Below are 18,215 nucleotides of genomic sequence, written 5' to 3' on the forward strand. Positions count from 1 at the left end.
TGTATGAGCCGGGCTTGTCCGCGATAGGGCCGTGCCTGCCAACATCCGTGCTGACTGAATCACCGCCATCGCGGGCGAGCCCGGCTCCCACAGGGATCGGTGGTGTCAAGGCCCACGCATTTTGTAGGAGTGAGCCTGCTCGCGATAGGGCCATGCCAGCCAACATCCGTGCTGACTGAACCACCGCCATCGCGGGCAAGCCCGGCTCCCACAGGGATCGGTGGTGTCAAGGCCCACGCATTCACTGTGGGAGCGAGCCTGCTCGCGAAGGCGGCATCACGCTCAACACTGCCCTCAACTGACGCACAAAATCTCCTCATCCCAAACAAATCATCCCCGATACGACCCCTTCCACCACTTTACGACCTCCCCCAGCACACTGGCACGCCCACTGCAGACGCCCTCCCCCGAGCTTTCCAACCGTTCAGGGAGCAAACGCATGAACACACAACTCAAACCCACGCTGGGCACGTTGCACCTGTGGGGCATTGCAGTCGGGCTGGTGATTTCCGGTGAATATTTCGGCTGGAGTTACGGCTGGGGTGTGGCCGGTACGCTCGGTTTTCTGGTCACATCATTCATGGTCGCGACCATGTACACCTGCTTTATCTTCAGTTTCACCGAGCTGACCACCGCAATTCCCCATGCCGGCGGGCCGTTTGCCTACAGCCGGCGCGCTTTCGGCGAGAAAGGTGGCCTGATCGCCGGACTCGCGACATTGATCGAATTCGTCTTCGCCCCGCCCGCCATTGCCCTCGCAATCGGTGCCTACCTGAACGTGCAATTTCCGGCACTCGATCCAAAACACGCAGCAGTCGGCGCGTACATCGTGTTCATGGGTTTGAACATCCTCGGGGTCAAACTCGCGGCGACGTTCGAACTGGTGGTCTGCGTGCTCGCCGTCGCTGAATTGCTGGTGTTCATGGGCGTGGTCGCGCCGGCGTTCAGCTTCAGTAATTTTGCCCTGAACGGCTGGGCCGGTTCCAACGAGTTCGGCGCCCCCGCGATTGCCGGAATGTTTGCGGCGATACCGTTCGCCATCTGGTTTTTCCTCGCCATCGAAGGCGCAGCCATGGCGGCCGAAGAAGCCAAAGACCCGAAACGCACAATCCCCAAAGCCTACATCAGCGGCATTCTGACCCTCGTGGTGTTGGCGATGGGTGTGATGTTCTTCGCCGGTGGCGTCGGTGACTGGCGCACACTGTCGAACATCAACGATCCACTGCCGCAAGCGATGAAAACCGTGGTCGGCGAAAACTCCGGCTGGTTGCACATGCTGGTGTGGATCGGCCTGTTCGGTTTAGTGGCGAGTTTTCACGGGATCATTCTCGGCTACTCGCGGCAATTTTTCGCCCTCGCTCGCGCCGGGTATCTGCCAGCATCGCTGGCCAAACTGTCACGCTTCCAAACGCCACACCGGGCGATCCTCGCGGGCGGCGTGATTGGCATCGCAGCGATCTACAGCGACGGCCTGATCAACCTCGGCGGCATGACGCTGACAGCGGCGATGATCACCATGGCCGTGTTCGGCGCCATCGTGATGTACATCATGAGCATGCTCAGCCTGTTCAAACTGCGCAAAACCGAGCCGAACCTGGAGCGCACATTTCGCGCGCCTTGCTACCCACTGGTGCCCATCATCGCGCTGGTGCTGGCGACGGTATGCCTGGTGGCGATGGCGTGGTTCAACACAATGATCGGGCTGATCTTCCTCGGCTTCATGGCCGTGGGGTTCGTGTACTTCATGCTGACCGCGCAACTGCGTGCGGATGCCCCGGCTGATGCGATGTTGACCGGTTTATAAAAACACCGCTGCGCAGGAAGCGGCCAGGCATAAAATGGAACCACTGCGATCAACAATCGCTCAAAGTGGTATGCACGATCGGTTGGCGAAACGCGCCAGCCGGCCTGCCCTCAAGGAGAGCCCTATGCCCTGGTATGCCTGGTTAATTCTGGTTGTTGCGATCGGTTCGATCGTTGGTGGTCTGATGATGTTGCGCGACACCGCCAATAAGGTTGAATTGACCGATGAGCAACGCAAACGGGTTGCTGAACGCAATGCGCAAGCGGATGCCAAGGATGCGCAGGACCGTTGAAGCTAGGCAGCCTCTGTGTGAGCGGGGCTTCCCCGCGAAGGCGTTCGATAGGACGCAATCGCAGGCTGACTTGCTCCGACAGTCTTCATACTGCTCATCCCGCTGCAGAACACGGCTTTGTGGATCCTTACCGACACCTGTCTAGTTTTGCGATCCGCTGATCCTTCATTCACGCGTAATCTGTTACCACAGATATTGCTGACCAAACGACCAGCCCTACCCTCCCACATAGAACACTACCGACTCACTTGAGGGTCGATGGGGCCGAGATTACACTAGGACGAATACTGGTTATCCACTACCATCGTGCTTACAAAAATAAGGATTAAAATAGAGAACGTATGAGGCGAAAAACTGTAGTCTTTCTACCACTGATAATTATCGCAATCTGCATCGGGGCTCTCATATTTGAGTTCTCACGCACAAGAACGATTGTTTTCCATCAAAATCCAACAGCATTTCGAGTCCCCTATGATATAAGCGTCACGAAAGTGTCTATCAACGTACCGGGTTTTAAAGTCGGTGGCTTTGCTGACTATTGTCTTCAAACATGGCGAACTGGCACTGATACCTATCCGGTAAAAGCGGCCATGTTGGGACGCGGCGGTTTTTTGGAGCCTTTATGTTTTAACACAGTCAGAACGAAGGCTACTTCTGATTGGGTATATCCGACAGGACCAGTGGAGGGCCCCGTATTTGTTCCTGCCGGCGACTGGGATCAATATGTTGATCTAGAAGAAACGCCCGTTTTCATCCCTGAAGGGACCATGCTTTTATGCAATTCACTGGGGACTATCAGTTCGGTTTTGCCATCCGGTAGTATGGACGGGACCTGCGCTATAGAATTCACTCGATACAAGCCTATCTCTCATCGCTATCGCTTTCTTCGCCTACCTTACTATGACCAGATGTTTAACGCAGAAGAGCCTTTAGTCTCTTCATATTTTCAAAGTTACGCTGAAGGAAAGCCACTACATATTCCGAGCGCTGTCGCTTATATCGGCAACAATTTTCACACCTCAACTATGGATGCATGTCTGACTCGTGAGAAAAATGGCGAAGTGACTGAGCGGTTCTGCTTTCCACCATCCAATCAGGACTCTCCTGGTCAGGTTAGTGTTGACTGGACGATTCATGAGGGCGAGCGGTTGGGGCTAGAATGTCATTATCCTCCAGAAGACAAGATCAGCTCTGGAGATTGCGCTATATATCTCGTCGCACAGTTACCCGAGGAGCTGGAACCATCGTTCGAGAACGCTTTCCGGGACTATGGCGAGGTGCCGCGTGAACATATCCCCGTGTGGTGTGAAAAAACAGCGGTAACCATCAAGCAAGATGTCGTTCACAATCCGATGTTGTGTCAATCCACAGTGGGGGCGACGTGTCCCTTCGACGTGAAAATGGCGAATTGTCTTGAAGCCTTTGACAACAGTGCGCATCCAAAAGCATCGTGCATGAAAGATGGTTCATGTTTCACATCGTCTTCGCTCGAAAGATTTTTAATCGCACTTCGGATTTGGTAGTTCGCGCTACGACTGTCGTGATAAACATCAAAGATCAACCAGCTCCGACGCCCAACTTCAATGTAGACGGAATCATAATACAGCCTTGGAGAAAATGTGGTGACCGGATTTGGGCGGCTGATTGGCACCTTTCGCACGACCATGACGCCATAGTGCGGGGCGCCCGTCGGGCTGCTCCGTTCCCTACTATCGTGACTAGATCAGCCACAGCCCGAGGTAGGCCGATCTCCCGCCGGTTAAACTCTGTTTATGGTGCAAACTCTGGATTTTTTCGGGAATCCGCTGTTACGCACCGCTCGAACAGGCAGAGTTTTCCGCTGGGGGTATTCATCGACAGCTACCTGTTGGGATGGCACCGGACTTCGCCCCATCAAGGCCGCCCGCTACCGACCATGTCCTCGAAGCTCGGCCTGCGTGGGCAACAAAGTCCAACCAGCGATGCCGTGCTCAACGCCAGGCGGGATCAAGTGGAAGGCACGCTCAAAGGTGACGATATCACCGAACGTGCACTCGTTCTCATGTCGAAATTGGTCGGCGCGCTAACCCTGTCACGCAGTGTCAAGAATCCTGTGCTGGCTCAGAGGATTCTCGACGTCACGCGTGACTACCTGAAACAACTCGGGATTAACCCGCCCAACGCTTGAACAACACGCTGGCATTCACCCCGCCAAAACCGAAGCCATTGGACAGTGCATACTCGATCGCCATCGGCCGCGCTTGCCCCCGCACGATGTCCACGCCTTGCGCGGCCGGGTCCGGGTTATCCAGATTCAGCGTTGCTGGCACAATCTGGTCACGAATCGCCAACAGCGTAAAGATCGCCTCAAGCCCGCCCGCCGCGCCAAGCAAATGCCCGGTGGCCGATTTGGTCGACGTCACCGCGATTTTGTTTTCCGCTCCAAACAACGCCTTGATCGCCGCCAGCTCGCCCAAATCGCCAACCGGTGTCGAGGTCGCGTGCGCATTCAAATGCTGGACCTGCGCCGGTGAAACGCCCGCCTGAGCTAACGCCTGCGACATCGCGCGACGCGCACCGCTGCCGTCTTCCGGCCCTGCCGTTAGATGATAAGCGTCGGCGCTGGTGCCATAACCGACCAGTTCTGCCAACGGTTGCGCGCCCCGCGCCAACGCATGTTCCAGCGACTCAATCACCAAAAGCCCGGCGCCCTCGCCCATCACAAATCCATCACGATCACGATCGAACGGTCGCGAAGCACGCTCCGGCGCGTCGTTGAAGCCACTGGACAAAGCACGCGCCGCGGCAAAACCGGCCAGGCTGACGCGATCAATCGCAGCCTCCGCGCCACCACACACCGCAATGTCCGCCTCGCCGCAACGAATCAACCGTGCCGCATCGCCAATCGCCTGAACACCCGCTGCACACGCCGTTACCGGAGCACCCAACGGACCTTTAAAGCCGTGCTGGATCGATACATGACCCGCCGCCAGATTCACCAGAAAAGAAGGAATAGTGAACGGCGATAACCGTCGCGGACCACGGGTGTCGGTAGTGCGCACCGCATCGGCAATCGCACCGAAACCGCCGACACCAGAACCGATGATGGTCGCCGTGCGCTCTTGCGCCTCAGCGGCTTGTGGTTGCCAACCCGCCTGCACCAGCGCCTGACGCGCCGCTTCCATGGCGAACATAATGAAGCGATCCATCTTCTTCTGTTCCTTAGGTGGCGTCGCCAGGTCCGGATCAAAACCCGCCTCGGCATCTTCAGCCATCGTCGGCACCGCTCCGCCAACCTTGGCCGCCAAATCGGCCACGACGTCGTCCGGCAAATTGCGCAAGCCCGACTGTCCGGCCAACAATCGCGCCCACACCGCCTCGACCCCGCAACCTAGCGGAGACACCAAACCCATACCGGTTACAACCACACGACGATCACTCATACCGCAATACCCTCAAGCCAATGGAGAACACCTCACCTGTAACGCGAGGCGGCTTTGCTTTTAGACAGGTTCGGCGCCATCACATAACGCGCCGCGACAAATGCATCCCATTCGGCAGCATCCGGGAGCGACGGAATGGTGATCAGCTCACCTTGATCCAGACCGGCCAACGAAGCATCAACCATCTCATCAGCGTCCATCACCATGTCCGCCGGAATCTGCGTCGCATCAATCCCCGAGCGTTCCCAAATCTCGGTGCGTGTCACACCCGGCAATACGGCTTGCACCTTGACGCCGGTGCCGTCCAGTTCCGCATTCAGCGACTGAGTCAGACTCAGAACATACGCCTTACTGGCGCTGTAGGTCGCATTGAAACGCTCGGGGAAAAGCGCCACCACCGAGCCAATATTGATAATCGTGCCCCGCCCTGCCTTGGCAAAACTTGCGGCGGCGGCTGAGGCCAGGCGTGTGACGGCCGTGACGTTGAGCTGGATCAGACGGTCGAGCTGGTCCAAGTCGGCATTGGCCAGCAGACCGTCGGCGGCGACGCCGGCATTGTTGAGTAATAGCGTGATGCTTGAGTCGCTGCGCAGGCGTTGTTCGAGTTTGAGTACGTCGTCTTTTTGGGTGAGGTCGGCTTTGAGGACCTCTACCTGGACGTTGTGATCGGCGTGGAATTGGGTCGCGGCTGTCTGGAGGCGGGCTTCATCGCGGGCGACCAGTAGGAGGTCGAAACCGCGTGCGGCCAGGCGTTGAGCGTAGATCGCGCCGATGCCGGAGGAAGCGCCGGTGATGAGGGCTGTGCCTAGGGGTTGGGAGGGATTCATTTGGGTGCTCCTGTAATGGACGAGTAAGCGCATAACGGGCAAGCGGATATGGAAGATATTATATGCATAATTTTTGATGGATATGATATCCGTAATTTTTACGGTGGCGACGAATGGCGCTGCGCGTGTCGTTAGCCGGGATCGGCTGGTACGAGTTAGCATCGTCCATTCACTCGCCAGCGACGATCTGTTCCACGCAGCACGATTCTGAGCTGGTAGCGCAGCCAATTCTAATTGTCGCCACTCACAGCCTTAGCTGACGCGCGCTCATGACATAACCGGCATAGGCGTAGACCCAAACCCGTGTCAAGCGGTCCTTTTCCTATTCAGAGTGAGTTTCAAGAGCTGCCTGAGGAAGGGTTTGACCCCTGCCTTCACTTGCTCGCGAGCACGACGGCTCTGCACTGTATGTTCGGGTCATCCACCTAGCGTACAAATCGACACGTCGCAGCTCTGTTCGCGGTCGAATTTGTTGAGCACGATGCTCGACAGCAATGGCAACAGCGGAATGCTGTCCTGATGCACCTCTCGCCTCGATGTAACGATGGATCAGCGTGAGCAAACATTTATCCAAAAGCTTGTCTGCTCCGCTTCATGCCGGGGCTCCGTACCATATTTTGTAAGCTGCCGCGCCCTCCTTGTGGGATACATCTCAGGCCGGACCAAGCGCCACGGGAGATCTATTTTTTTAAGCAGGTGAGCGGAAATCTCGCGACCCCAAATAAAGCCAATGGTAATCTGCGCGCCGACATAACCACACGCAGAAATATCCATGCCAACCGAGAGAATAGTTTTTGCCAACCTCCTTCGGGGTATTGGAGCCATCGCAGTAGTGATTTCTCATTACGTTGGGATATTTTGGGTTATGCACCCAGGAATTTCCGAAATGATGGGCGTCGCCCCCATTCCGAATTTCCCTGCTCTGGATTTCCCACTTAAATGGATAGCTGAATACTGCATCGTATTTGGTCAGTTCGGTGTCGGAGTTTTCTTTATAGTTAGCGGCCTAGTGATACCTTTTTCACTAAAAAACGACAGTAGGCTTGGATTTTTATATCGGAGGGCCTTACGGATTTATCCGGTTTACATTGCTGGATTCTGTATTGTAATGCTTGCTCTTTACGTACTATCAGCATACGCGGATGTCGTATATAGATTTACCGCCAGTGATATCCTTGCGCATTTTGGCGTTATTACGCGCGGACCTTTGGGCGTGACGCGCATCGATGGTATTAGCTGGACGCTTGAGGTTGAAATTTATTTTTATCTGGCAATGTGCGTATTTGGCACACGGATAATTAATTTCGGTGTGAAAAGATACATCACACTCGCAGTTATGATAGCAATTGCGGCTGGACTGACACTCAAAACACAGGGTTATCTGATAGGTGTTCAAGTAGCTTCCGGGCTGCTTCTCATGCTGGGAACAGCTTACTATTCAATGCTCAAAGGAACGCTCACCCACAAAGAGTTTTGGGCAGTCCAAACATGCGTCACTGCACTAATTCTTATTTCGTGGCTTAGAGTAGCCGAACCTGCAAGTTACATAGTTCAGTGGGTGATTGGGTATTTGCTAGCTTTAGGAGTGTTTTACTCATGTTTCTTAATGAGGAACAGAATTAAAGAAAATTCGATACTGTCTCATCTTTCTGACATTAGCTATCCTCTTTATGTTGTCCACGCTTTATTCGGCTATGCCATCATGTACATCCTCGTAGACTCAGGATTAGGCCCGTACTCCGCAATCCCCGTAGCAACCTTTTGCGCGTACGGGGCAGCGCTCCTCTTACATTTGTATGTGGAGAAGCCATCTATGATATGGATAAAGCGGAGTAGAGGACGCGGGGTAGCAGTTCAAAATGTATAGACCTTTCACCTATGCCGCCGACAGTTTCAAAGTATGATAGAAGCGAGACGCTAACCTATATTGGTGAGGGTACATAGTCGCTATAACATTCTCACGCATATGCGGTCGTGGAACTTCCCTATTTTACATAGGATGCTCTAGGTGGAGCGTTTACTTGCAGTTTCAACCCGTTTTGGCGGTAGCGGCAAAGTCGTAGTGGAATAGTGAGTGGCGCCGTTGGCTGGCTGTGGCGGGGTCAGATAGCCGCGATTGCCAACAACCGCCTTGGTGGTAGTAGAGCAGGATCAGCGATTATGAAGGAAGCTGCCGGTGTGCACCCGCACCCATGACTGGCCGTTCGGGTTGCGGTCAGGCTTTCTGAACAAGATTTTCATCGCAGCGGATGACGCGTTTTCCCAGCGGATGGTCGCGCATCTAGGTTCAGCAGTGGCGGAAAATGCTCGCCGCATTGGAAATCTTACAGCGGGCATCACTTGCACCATGAATGTTGGGCTCCACAAGGTCGGGGGCACAGAATCCAGGACTAGTGGCGGGTTTGAGGTATGGCGTTAATGGGGTCATCAACCGCGTGACCCTCGCTCTTGACTTACACCTCGCCTTGCCGGTTGTGTAGAAGGCTTCATCTTCAAATCATCAGCATGGCCACAAGCGCCAAATCTTTCTTTACTTATGAGCAAAGCACCATACTTGACGCACGTGCAAAAAGACCGGTCAAAGACCGGCCTCAAGTACTAGGTTATATGCTTAGTTTAACTGCAATCTCCCACGATTTTTTTCCAAAATCGCCTTGCCGATGCCCTTAACTTCGAGCAATTCATCAATCGAAGAAAAGGGACCATTACTCTCGCGATAGGCAACAATGGCCTTTGCCTTTGCCTCTCCGATGCCTGCCAGTTCGCGCTGTAACGTTGCTGCATCGGCTTGGTTCAGATCGACCTTGCTTGATGAGGCCTGGGCCGGCGTCTGTACATTCTGAGCTGCACTGCCAACCTCGTTTTGTGAGGCTGACACCGCCACTGCAGTCATCGACACGTTGGAGAGCAGGGCAAAAACCAGTGCCGATAAAAAGCTAGTACGCATGTTGAAACTCCATGACATCGTTTAGGTATGCAGCTTTTCCGTAGCTGCATTTCAAAACTAGATCATGAGCCCGTCTTGTCAAAAAAAGGTTCGTTTCTGAATATGAATTACAAATTGGTGGCGGTATTACCCAGAATCTGGGCTTGACCTCCGCACGCTGACGTTTCTCAAATCCATGTTAAGGCTCTAAACGCCGCTGTTGATATATCCAATCCACGATGTCTCCGTCAGGCGCATATCCACTTACCGTGTCGCGTAGCAACTGACGAACGCGTGCGTAGTCATCATTGTCCACAGCGCACAAAAGCTCATCTAACTTCGCTTTGAGGATGTCCCAAGCGATGTGGTCTTCACTAGCGCTCATAATCATCGGATGTTGTGTAGCTGCCACGTTGTCGCCGATCAATAGTTCTTCATACAGCTTCTCACCTGGACGCAATCCCGTGAACTCTATCGAAATATCGCCATGTGGATTTTTTTCCGAGCGAACACTCAGACCAGATAAATGAATCATTTTCTCCGCAAGCTCCACAATCCTTACCGGCTCACCCATGTCCAAAACGAAGACATCGCCGCCCTGCCCCATGGATCCGGCCTGAATCACGAGTTGCGCGGCTTCAGGAATTGTCATGAAATAGCGGGTGATTCTGGGATGGGTGACGGTTATAGGTCCACCAGACTTGATCTGCTTGTGAAATAACGGAATCACGGATCCTGAAGACCCTAAAACATTGCCAAACCGAACCATGGTAAACCGAGTTTTATTGACTCGTGAAACGTTTGTCTTATCACCGAATAAAACCGGAGCCAGTTCACGGCTAAGAGCCTGCAGCGTGAGTTCAGCAAGTCGCTTGGTGCTTCCCATCACATTTGTTGGACGCACCGCTTTATCGGTGGAGACTAATACAAAATTCGCCACACCAACTCTCAAGGCAGCCTGAGCAGTATTGAGTGTGCCTATGACATTATTCAGCACTCCTTCGGCAATATTATGCTCGACCATGGGTACATGCTTATATGCGGCCGCGTGATATACCGTGCTGACATTCCACGCTTTCATCACGTCAAACAATTTTTCAGAGTTTCGCACCGAACCAAGGATCGGCAGGAGGCGAACCAGTAAAGACTCGCGGGCCACTCTCTGCTCTAATTCAGACAAAATGCTGTAAAGATTGAATTCGCTGTGATCGAAAAGTATCAATGTAGTCGGGTGTAAATCTAAAATCTGGCGGCACAATTCGGAACCGATTGACCCTCCTGCACCAGTGACGAGAACTGACTGGCCCTTTATGCAATGCTCTAGAAGCTCACCCTGAGCTGGTACAGCATCGCGACCCAGGAGGTCAGCAATATCCACTTCCTGGATATCGTCAACCTTTACCCGGCCACTTGCCAGGTCCATAAATCCCGGTACGCTGCGAACGTGTAATGGAAATCCTTCAAGAAAACCGAGAATTTCGCGTCGACGGCCACGGCTGGCTGAGGGGATGGCCAAGAGAATTTCCTGTGCCCCGCTAGCCTCAATCATTTGTTGAATATGTTTAGGCTTGTACACCTGGAGGCCCGCAATAATACGATTACCTATGTTGCTATCATCGTCGATAAACGCAACTGGACGCATAATACGCCCCATGCGTAAAGCGGCAACTAATTGGTTTCCCGCGGCGCCGGCACCGTATATCGCGACCTTCGGCAAACCATTATCGCGATTGGTAAACGGGACGTGCTGCACCGCTGAAAACCAATCACCTAGAAAGTACTGACGCATCGACAAACGCAATCCGCCGACCATTATCAAGCTCAACCACCAATAGTTGAAGATGATCGAGCGGGGAACTATGTTCTGGTGATTGCTATACCAGTAGACGATCACACCCAGTATTAAAGCAGAAAGGCTAACAGCTTTTATTATTGTGATTAGAGCATCATTGCCGAAATATCGCATTACCGCACGATACATACCAAAACGGATGAATAGCGGAATAGCCACTACGGGAGCGCTCAAAAAAAGCCAGGTATGAGCCAATAATGGATTTACCATATCGTCGATCCCGAGGCGTACCAGGAACGCAAGCCACAATGCCACCCAAACTAAAATCACGTCAGCCGTGACCTGAATCAGCCTCTTCTGACGACGTGGCAGCCCCAGCAATAGTGCGCGTAACCTATCCATAATTCCGTCGTACACCTCGAGACGCTCCCCTGTTAATCATCTTCTACGAGTTTACGTCTCCGGACGCATGCTCTAATTCAAAAAAAACTCGCCCACCCTTCAACTACCTAGTGCGCAGTTTTAGAGCTGAATTCACCACCAACTCAATGTGTACAAAATTCCGAGCCGACGCTGATATCCCCAGGCGATACACATTCCGCAACCCAAATCTCTGAAGCCGAGCAATGCAGCGGTATACCAAATACATACCTTCCTCAGAATCACTCGCATGATTAAAACAAGGCTGAGGCGCACATATCAGCAGATTTACCGCAAGCAAGTTCATTTTCAAGCCTTGCAAGCCCGTTGCATGACACTGGAAATCACCTCACAGGTCATGTTGATCTCTGCCTTAGTCAGCGTCGGATGTACCAGGAACATCATACTTGTCTCACCCAATTCTTTAGCAACTGGCAACCGATCTTCCGGGCGCCAGCCCGTGCCGTCGAAAGCTGCCTCTAGATACACCTCAGAGCAAGAACCGGAAAAACATGGGACACCCATGGCATTTATCTCAGACAGTATGCGATCGCGGTTCCATTCAGGCTGCAATAGCTCCGATTCTACAAAAACATAACATTTGTAAGCTGCGTGGTCGCAAGTCTCGGGAACTTCAGGAACCCGCAACCCTTTCATTTCGCGAGCTACAGACCATATTTGTTCAGCGTAAGCAATTCGGTTGCTGCGCCACTCGACCATACGACGAAGCTGAATCCGGCCAATGACTCCCTGCATTTCCAACATCCGCCAGTTCGTGCCGAAACTCTCATGCAACCAACGAAAGCCAGGTTTATGTTCACGTTCGTAAATAGCTTCCCAACTTTTTCCATGGTCCTTGAATGACCACATTTTCAGCCACAAGCTTCGGTCGTTCGTAGTAACCATCCCACCTTCACCACCGGTGGTCATAATCTTGTCTTGACAAAAAGACCACGCACCAATGTGGCCAATTGAACCTACGGGGCGGCCCTTGTACTTCGCTCCATGCGCCTGAGCGCAGTCTTCTATCACCTTGAGATCGTGAAGAGCGGCGAGCTCCATGATGGGGTCCATGTCACAGGGCCAACCGGCCAAATGAACGCAAATAATGCCCCGGGTGCGGGGAGTCAACACCGCTTTAATTGTCTCCGCGGTAATATTCTGCGTATCGCGATCGACTTCAGCAAACACGGGTACTGCACCAGCGTTGACAATGCTGGACACCGATGCGAGGAAGGTACGCGGAGTAACGATAACTTCGTCTCCGACCCCAAGGCCCAATGCATTCAGGGCGAGATCTAACGCAACGGTACCATTTGCCAGAGCGACCGCGTATTCCGTGCTTGCCCAAGCGGCAAACTCTTTCTCAAAGGCACGGCATTCTTGACCGGTCCAGTAATTGACCTTGTTGGAAAGCACAACGTCCCTAACGGAATTGGCCTCTTCTTCAGTGAACGAAGGCCAAGGAGAAAATGGGGTATTCAACACGGTTTTTACCTGCCATGAAGTGTTTAAAAAGGCGCCTACAGATTCAAACGCCCCATCATTAACGAATGTGATGGTTTATGGTCAAGACCTTACAAGCGCTCGGGCTGGTACCCCAGCGACTGTCATGTTATCAGAGATATCACAGACCACCGAGGCACCGGCACCTACGATCACATTGGTGCCGATGTTGACCATTTGCTTGACAGAAGCGCCAATGCCTACCCAGCTTTCGTCTCCAATATGAACTCCCCCCGCCAACCTGGCACCAGGACTAATATGCACGCTGGATCCGAGAACGCAGTCATGATCAACGCTGCATCCGGTATTGAGGATTGCCCCCTCACCCACCGACGCATACGCGTTTATTACCGAAGAGGCAAATATCACAGTGCCAGCACCAACATCAGCATAACGACTTATTATGGATGAAGGATGAACGAGCACAGTCAAGTGCGCACCAGAAGCTTTTAGTTCGTCGATTTTTTTTCGGCGGACACCATTGAGACCGATAGCTACCAAGACGCCTTCATATTCCCCTAATCGACTGAGCAGGTCGGCGCCCGTCCCAACCACCGGCCAGACGCCGTTGGATAACATTCGGGGCCACGCATCGTCAAAAAACTCTATATTTTGCCATCCGGAGCATTCTGCAGTGTCGGCAACCACCTTGCCGTGACCACTCGCACCTAATATTGCCAATTTTCTCATTTCTTTGAACCGGTGAACTTAGACATTGTTACTTCGCCTTCAGCACTGATGCCGTCCCTGATCAACACTTTTTTAACCGTAAGGAAAATGATCTTCAGGTCAAGCCAAAGCGACTGATTGTCTACGTACCATATATCGAGTGCGAACTTTTCGTCCCAAGATAGTGCATTTCGGCCGTTTATTTGTGCCCATCCCGTTACGCCAGGACGAACATCATGCCTCCGGGTCTGCAATTCATCGTATAAGGGCAGATATTCCATTAACAACGGACGGGGTCCGACAAGGCTCATATCGCCTTTGATTACATTCCATAATTCGGGAAGCTCATCCAAGCTGCTAGCACGAAGAAATCTGCCAAAATCGGTCATGCGCTCTGAATCGGGAAGAGGGTTACCGGATGCATCTAGCGCGTCTCTCATAGTGCGGAACTTAACCATCTCGAAAGGCGTACCTCCAATCCCTGGCCTTACTTGCCGGAACAAAACTGGTGATCCGAGCCGTTTACTGATCAGCAACGCGATTATCAGGATTGCCGGGGACAGAATAATCAATCCGGCCAAAGAAGCCACGATATCGAAGAGGCGCTTACACATTGGAGGTCCTTAATTACATAACATCATGTGAGAGAAAGAGCGTCGAATTCATTTCGACAAGCGCCGGAAATGTTCACCAAATCGCTGAACTCCTACTCGGAGTGATAGTTCTTTCTGATAGAACTCCTTCCCATTAGCAGCCATTTGCCTGCGTTCTTCAGCTGAAACTCCCATCAAAGTCGAGACCGCCTCCGCAAGCGCCAGCGGATTGTCCGATTCGCTCACAACCCCACAAGTCGCCATCCTTACCAAGTCCGCAGCATCCCCGTCAACAGCCATCAGAATCGGCTTGCCAGCAGCCATATAAGCTTGGGTTTTAGAAGGAATAGTAATGGTGAAGAGCGGGTCCTTCTTGAGATGGACAAGTAATGCATCGGCCTTGGCCAAATAGGCTCCTACATCCTGCATCGGAACTGCGGGAAGGAAGAAAACGTTATCGAGCCCCCTAGCTTTGACGAGCTCTTCCAGCCTAGCGGCTTCAACACCTCTACCAAGGAAAATGAACGCTGCTTGAATGGCTTGGTCTTTGAGCAATTCAGCAGCCTCAACGATGGTATCCAGCGACTGTGCCTTGCCCAAATTTCCCGCAAACAGTATGCGAAAGCTCGTAGGCGCAGGAAAATTTGCGGGAGGATTGCTGCACGTATCGCGCACCATATCTTCTGCGCACCAGTTGTAGATGACATCAATTTTTTGAGCAGGTACACCACGCTCCACTAGAAGACGTTTGAACCCTGGAGACAAAACTACTATTTGATCTACATGACCATATACCCAATCACAGACTCGAGAGACAACCTTTAGCAGTTTTTCGTTCGAAAACATCCCTGTGGCCCTGAGGGTGTCTGGCCACATATCCTGAATGTCGTATACGACAGGAACGCGTCGGAAAAAGCGCACAAGCGCAGCCGCGATTCCGACCGTCAAGGGAGGATGATATGCGTATATAACGTCGGGCTTTTTCGCACGGAAAAGTCCGTAGACTAAAATACTTGCAGCGAAACTAACGTAATTGAGCAGGCGACCAACACCACTCTGTCCGTGACTAGGATAAAGTGGCACCCGGGTAACTTGGACGCCGTCAATGACCTCCCGCTGCAGCGCCTTTATTTTGTAGCCCGGATACAATTTCCCTCCGGGGTAATTTGGAAAACCAGTAACTACTTCGACGTCAAATCCTTGCGCAACAAGCTCGCGAGCGAAGACGAGCCCCTTGAATGTGGGCTCGGGGTCAAACCACTGAGTGAATAATAAAATACGAATAGCCATTCGTATCAGTACCTTCTCCAAACGGTCCGCATTACATAGTCGCGATAGCTGTGGATAATCCGTACAACTTTCTCTGCTACGTTTGGCATACTGTAGTCATCTACAAGACGCAAACTACGCTCTTGATCTCGACTTTGATTCTCCAAAATCTGGAGGCCTTGCATCACTCTCTCAGCTTCCAGCCCAACCATCATCACGGAAGCCTCTTCCATGCCCTCTGGGCGCTCGTGGGCCTCACGGATGTTCAAAGCTGGAAAGTTAAGAATCGAGGATTCTTCGTTGATAGTTCCGCTATCAGATAATACAGCTTTGGAGTCCAACTGAAGCTTATTGTAATCCTTAAAACCAAGAGGTTTTAGTAACCGTACATTCTCGTGGAATTTCACTCCCATAGTATCGACCCGTTTTTGAGTACGCGGGTGGGTTGAGACTATGACGGGATAACCATAATGCTCCGCAACTGTATTAAGCGCTTGCACAAGTTTGGAGAAATTCTTGTCAGAATCAATATTCTCCTCACGGTGAGCACTGACGACGAAAAACTTACCCTTTTCGAGCCCCAAGCGCGAAACTACGTCAGACCCTTCAATTCCCTCACGGTAATAATTAAGTACTTCGAACATCGGACTGCCCGTCTTAATTACCATGTCCGGCGATAACCCTTCACGAAGCAAGTAATCGCGAGCAATGGTGCTGTAAGTCAGATTTATATCAGCTGTGTGATCGACAATTCGACGATTGATTTCTTCAGGCACCCGCATGTCGAAACAGCGATTGCCAGCTTCCATATGGAAAGTCGGTATTTTTCGGCGCTTGGCAGGAATGACGGCCATGCAACTGTTTGTATCGCCTAGCACCAGCAGGGCCTCCGGCTCAATCTCGGCCAGTACTCGGTCCACACCAATAATTACGTTCCCAATGGTTTCGGCGCCGGTTGAACCCGCGGCATTTAAAAAATGATCGGGTTTTCGGATGCCTAGATCCTGGAAGAAAATTTCATTTAGTTCGTAGTCATAGTTCTGTCCCGTATGGACAAGAATGTGCTCACAATAGTCGTCCAGTGCAGCCATCACACGTGACAGACGAATAATTTCAGGACGCGTTCCAACTACCGTCACGACTTTCAGTTTTTTCATTTTTCAATCGCCAAATTCAAGAAATTGATCGAGATATGATGGACAATTTTCACCGTTTTCCTAGAGAAATTCAAAGCAAAAAAGTCCTGGTCATCGAGCCGCTTTGGTCAGGTGCAGGGTGAAACTAAACACAGAGGTGGCGGCAGCTGAGATTGATCATGTCCGCCATCATTACACATCCATAACCCACAGGGCTTCGACTGACAGCAAAACCCTAGTGGAGCGAATCGAACCATGGTCAATCGATGCCGGAATCATCGGAAGGCCGCCTGAATTGATCGATGAAGATATCTAGAAAAAATGATAAAGATATTCATATCCCCCGAACAGTCATCGATCCAGTATGCCCGACGCGAATCTCAGTGAGTGGCACTGGAACCCCGCCCCTAAATATAGAGCAGGGATTCCGGTGGTTCTTACGATGCGGGTGATAGCGGAAGCGAGTAGGTGTCAGGGAGGTCGCGATTAAAAATTTCGTTTGCCCACAGCATCACGATCATTTCCTCGTCACCCACGTTGGTAATGTCGTGAGTCCATCCTGGAACAGTTTCCACAACTTCAGGCTTTTCACCTGCTGTAAATAACTCGTAGAATTCGCCCGAGACAATATGCCGAAAACGGAAGCATGCGTTACCTTTTATCACAAGAAATTTTTCAGTTTTCGAATGATGGTAGTGCCCCCCGCGAGTCACTCCAGGGTGAGCTGTAAAATACGAAAACTGCCCACTGTCGGCCGTCTTGAGCATTTCAACAAACACACCCCTCGGGTCACCATATTTAGGTACTCCGTAAGTAAACTGATCCGGCGTCAAGTAACTAACATATGTAGAGTATAGTGCTCGAGTTAGTCCATTTCCGACAGGCTCCGTGATTAGCGTTTCACGACTGTCACGGAACGCCCGCAGTTGATGCGCCAGGGCACCAACACTAATGCAATACTGAGGCTCCACCAGGGCAAACTGATCTGCTGAAAACTTCCCATCCATCGCAGCGACGAAACAATTGATTACGTCATCTATATATACAAGGTTAATATTTGCATCGGGATCGTTAATCTGGATCGGTATTTCGTTGACAATATTGTGGCAAAAAGTAGCCACAGCGGAGTTGTAGTTCGGCCGAGCCCATTTACCAAAAACATTTGGAAGACGAAATATACGTACTAATGCGCCGGTCGCATTGGCGAATTCAATCAGTGCTTGTTCTGCAGCTTTTTTGCTGCTGCCATATGAATTATCCAACGCGGCTTGACTTGATGATGTATAGATTACCGGTACAGCGCGACCCGAAGCCGCCAAGGCATCACATAATGCTTGAGTCAAATCCGCGTTACCAGTTACGAACTCCTCTGGGTCCTTAGGACGATTAATGCCAGCCAGATGGAACACAAAATCCATCTCGCCCACGAGAGCAGGCAGACTAGACACCTCATCGTCGCGGGTGAAACGCACGATCTCTACATCTTTACGCTCATTAAGGTGAGCGATAAGGTTCTTACCAACAAAACCGTTAGCACCGGTGATCAGAACTTTCATTCC

General features: G+C 51.9%; 14 protein-coding genes and 1 pseudogene. 5 read left to right on the plus strand and 10 right to left on the minus strand.

The features are described from left to right. Positions 1-439 precede the first annotated feature (439 nt). The 4 genes and pseudogenes from eat to ACYZTS_RS23945 all read left to right on the plus strand — a co-directional run. The gene (gene eat, locus ACYZTS_RS23930; RefSeq protein ID WP_461992515.1) at positions 440-1,804 is read left to right on the plus strand and encodes an ethanolamine permease; all 1,365 of its coding nucleotides are present in this window, start codon (positions 440-442) and stop codon (positions 1,802-1,804) included. A gap of 124 nt (positions 1,805-1,928) precedes the next feature. Then, positions 1,929-2,096, plus strand: coding sequence for a DUF2897 family protein (locus tag ACYZTS_RS23935; RefSeq protein WP_017337332.1), 168 nt, complete (start codon positions 1,929-1,931; stop codon positions 2,094-2,096). A gap of 491 nt (positions 2,097-2,587) precedes the next feature. Continuing rightward, complete coding sequence (locus ACYZTS_RS23940) at positions 2,588-3,619, plus strand: hypothetical protein (RefSeq protein WP_461992517.1); 1,032 nt, start codon at positions 2,588-2,590, stop codon at positions 3,617-3,619. Positions 3,620-3,924: 305 nt separating this feature from the next. Continuing rightward, positions 3,925-4,263, plus strand: a pseudogene (locus tag ACYZTS_RS23945) (TetR/AcrR family transcriptional regulator); the annotation flags it as partial. Here ACYZTS_RS23945 and fabF read toward each other — a convergent pair. After that, complete coding sequence (fabF, locus tag ACYZTS_RS23950) at positions 4,244-5,518, minus strand: beta-ketoacyl-ACP synthase II (protein ID WP_461992519.1); 1,275 nt, start codon at positions 5,516-5,518, stop codon at positions 4,244-4,246. The pseudogene ACYZTS_RS23945 and the gene fabF overlap by 20 nt on opposite strands. Positions 5,519-5,550: 32 nt before the next feature. Continuing rightward, positions 5,551-6,345 carry an SDR family NAD(P)-dependent oxidoreductase gene (locus ACYZTS_RS23955; protein WP_461992521.1) on the minus strand — a complete coding sequence of 265 codons (795 nt, stop codon included), beginning with the start codon at positions 6,343-6,345 and terminating at the stop codon, positions 5,551-5,553. Positions 6,346-7,117: 772 nt separating this feature from the next. On the opposite strand from ACYZTS_RS23955, the gene ACYZTS_RS23960 reads away from it, so the two are divergent. Continuing rightward, on the plus strand, positions 7,118-8,212 hold the full coding sequence (locus ACYZTS_RS23960) for an acyltransferase family protein (protein ID WP_461992523.1): 1,095 nt from the start codon (positions 7,118-7,120) through the stop codon (positions 8,210-8,212). 744 nt (positions 8,213-8,956) lie between these two features. Here ACYZTS_RS23960 and ACYZTS_RS23965 read toward each other — a convergent pair. From ACYZTS_RS23965 to wbjC, 8 genes are all read right to left on the minus strand, one after another. Further along, positions 8,957-9,292, minus strand: coding sequence for a ComEA family DNA-binding protein (locus ACYZTS_RS23965; RefSeq protein ID WP_461992525.1), 336 nt, complete (start codon positions 9,290-9,292; stop codon positions 8,957-8,959). Between the two features lie 178 nt (positions 9,293-9,470). Beyond that, complete coding sequence (locus tag ACYZTS_RS23970) at positions 9,471-11,468, minus strand: polysaccharide biosynthesis protein (protein ID WP_461996529.1); 1,998 nt, start codon at positions 11,466-11,468, stop codon at positions 9,471-9,473. A 324-nt stretch (positions 11,469-11,792) separates the two neighbouring features. Continuing rightward, the gene (locus ACYZTS_RS23975) at positions 11,793-12,971 is read right to left on the minus strand and encodes a DegT/DnrJ/EryC1/StrS family aminotransferase (RefSeq protein ID WP_461992527.1); all 1,179 of its coding nucleotides are present in this window, start codon (positions 12,969-12,971) and stop codon (positions 11,793-11,795) included. Between the two features lie 81 nt (positions 12,972-13,052). Further along, positions 13,053-13,679: an acetyltransferase gene (locus ACYZTS_RS23980; protein WP_461992529.1), complete on the minus strand. Its 627-nt coding sequence runs from the start codon at positions 13,677-13,679 to the stop codon at positions 13,053-13,055. After that, positions 13,676-14,272 (minus strand): sugar transferase, encoded by a 597-nt coding sequence (locus tag ACYZTS_RS23985; RefSeq protein WP_461992531.1) that lies wholly within the window; start codon positions 14,270-14,272, stop codon positions 13,676-13,678. Before ACYZTS_RS23985 ends, ACYZTS_RS23980 begins: the two co-directional genes overlap by 4 nt. Before the next feature lie 48 nt (positions 14,273-14,320). Next, complete coding sequence (locus tag ACYZTS_RS23990; protein WP_461992533.1) at positions 14,321-15,541, minus strand: glycosyltransferase family 4 protein; 1,221 nt, start codon at positions 15,539-15,541, stop codon at positions 14,321-14,323. A gap of 5 nt (positions 15,542-15,546) precedes the next feature. Further along, positions 15,547-16,677, minus strand: a complete 1,131-nt coding sequence (wecB, locus tag ACYZTS_RS23995; protein WP_461992535.1) for a non-hydrolyzing UDP-N-acetylglucosamine 2-epimerase — start codon at positions 16,675-16,677, stop codon at positions 15,547-15,549. 416 nt (positions 16,678-17,093) lie between these two features. Further along, entirely contained in the window at positions 17,094-18,212 is a 1,119-nt protein-coding gene (gene wbjC, locus ACYZTS_RS24000; protein WP_461992537.1) for a UDP-2-acetamido-2,6-beta-L-arabino-hexul-4-ose reductase, read from the minus strand. Between the last annotated feature and the right edge of the window lie 3 nt (positions 18,213-18,215).

The sequence above is a fragment of the Pseudomonas sp. TMB3-21 genome, from assembly GCF_054898145.1.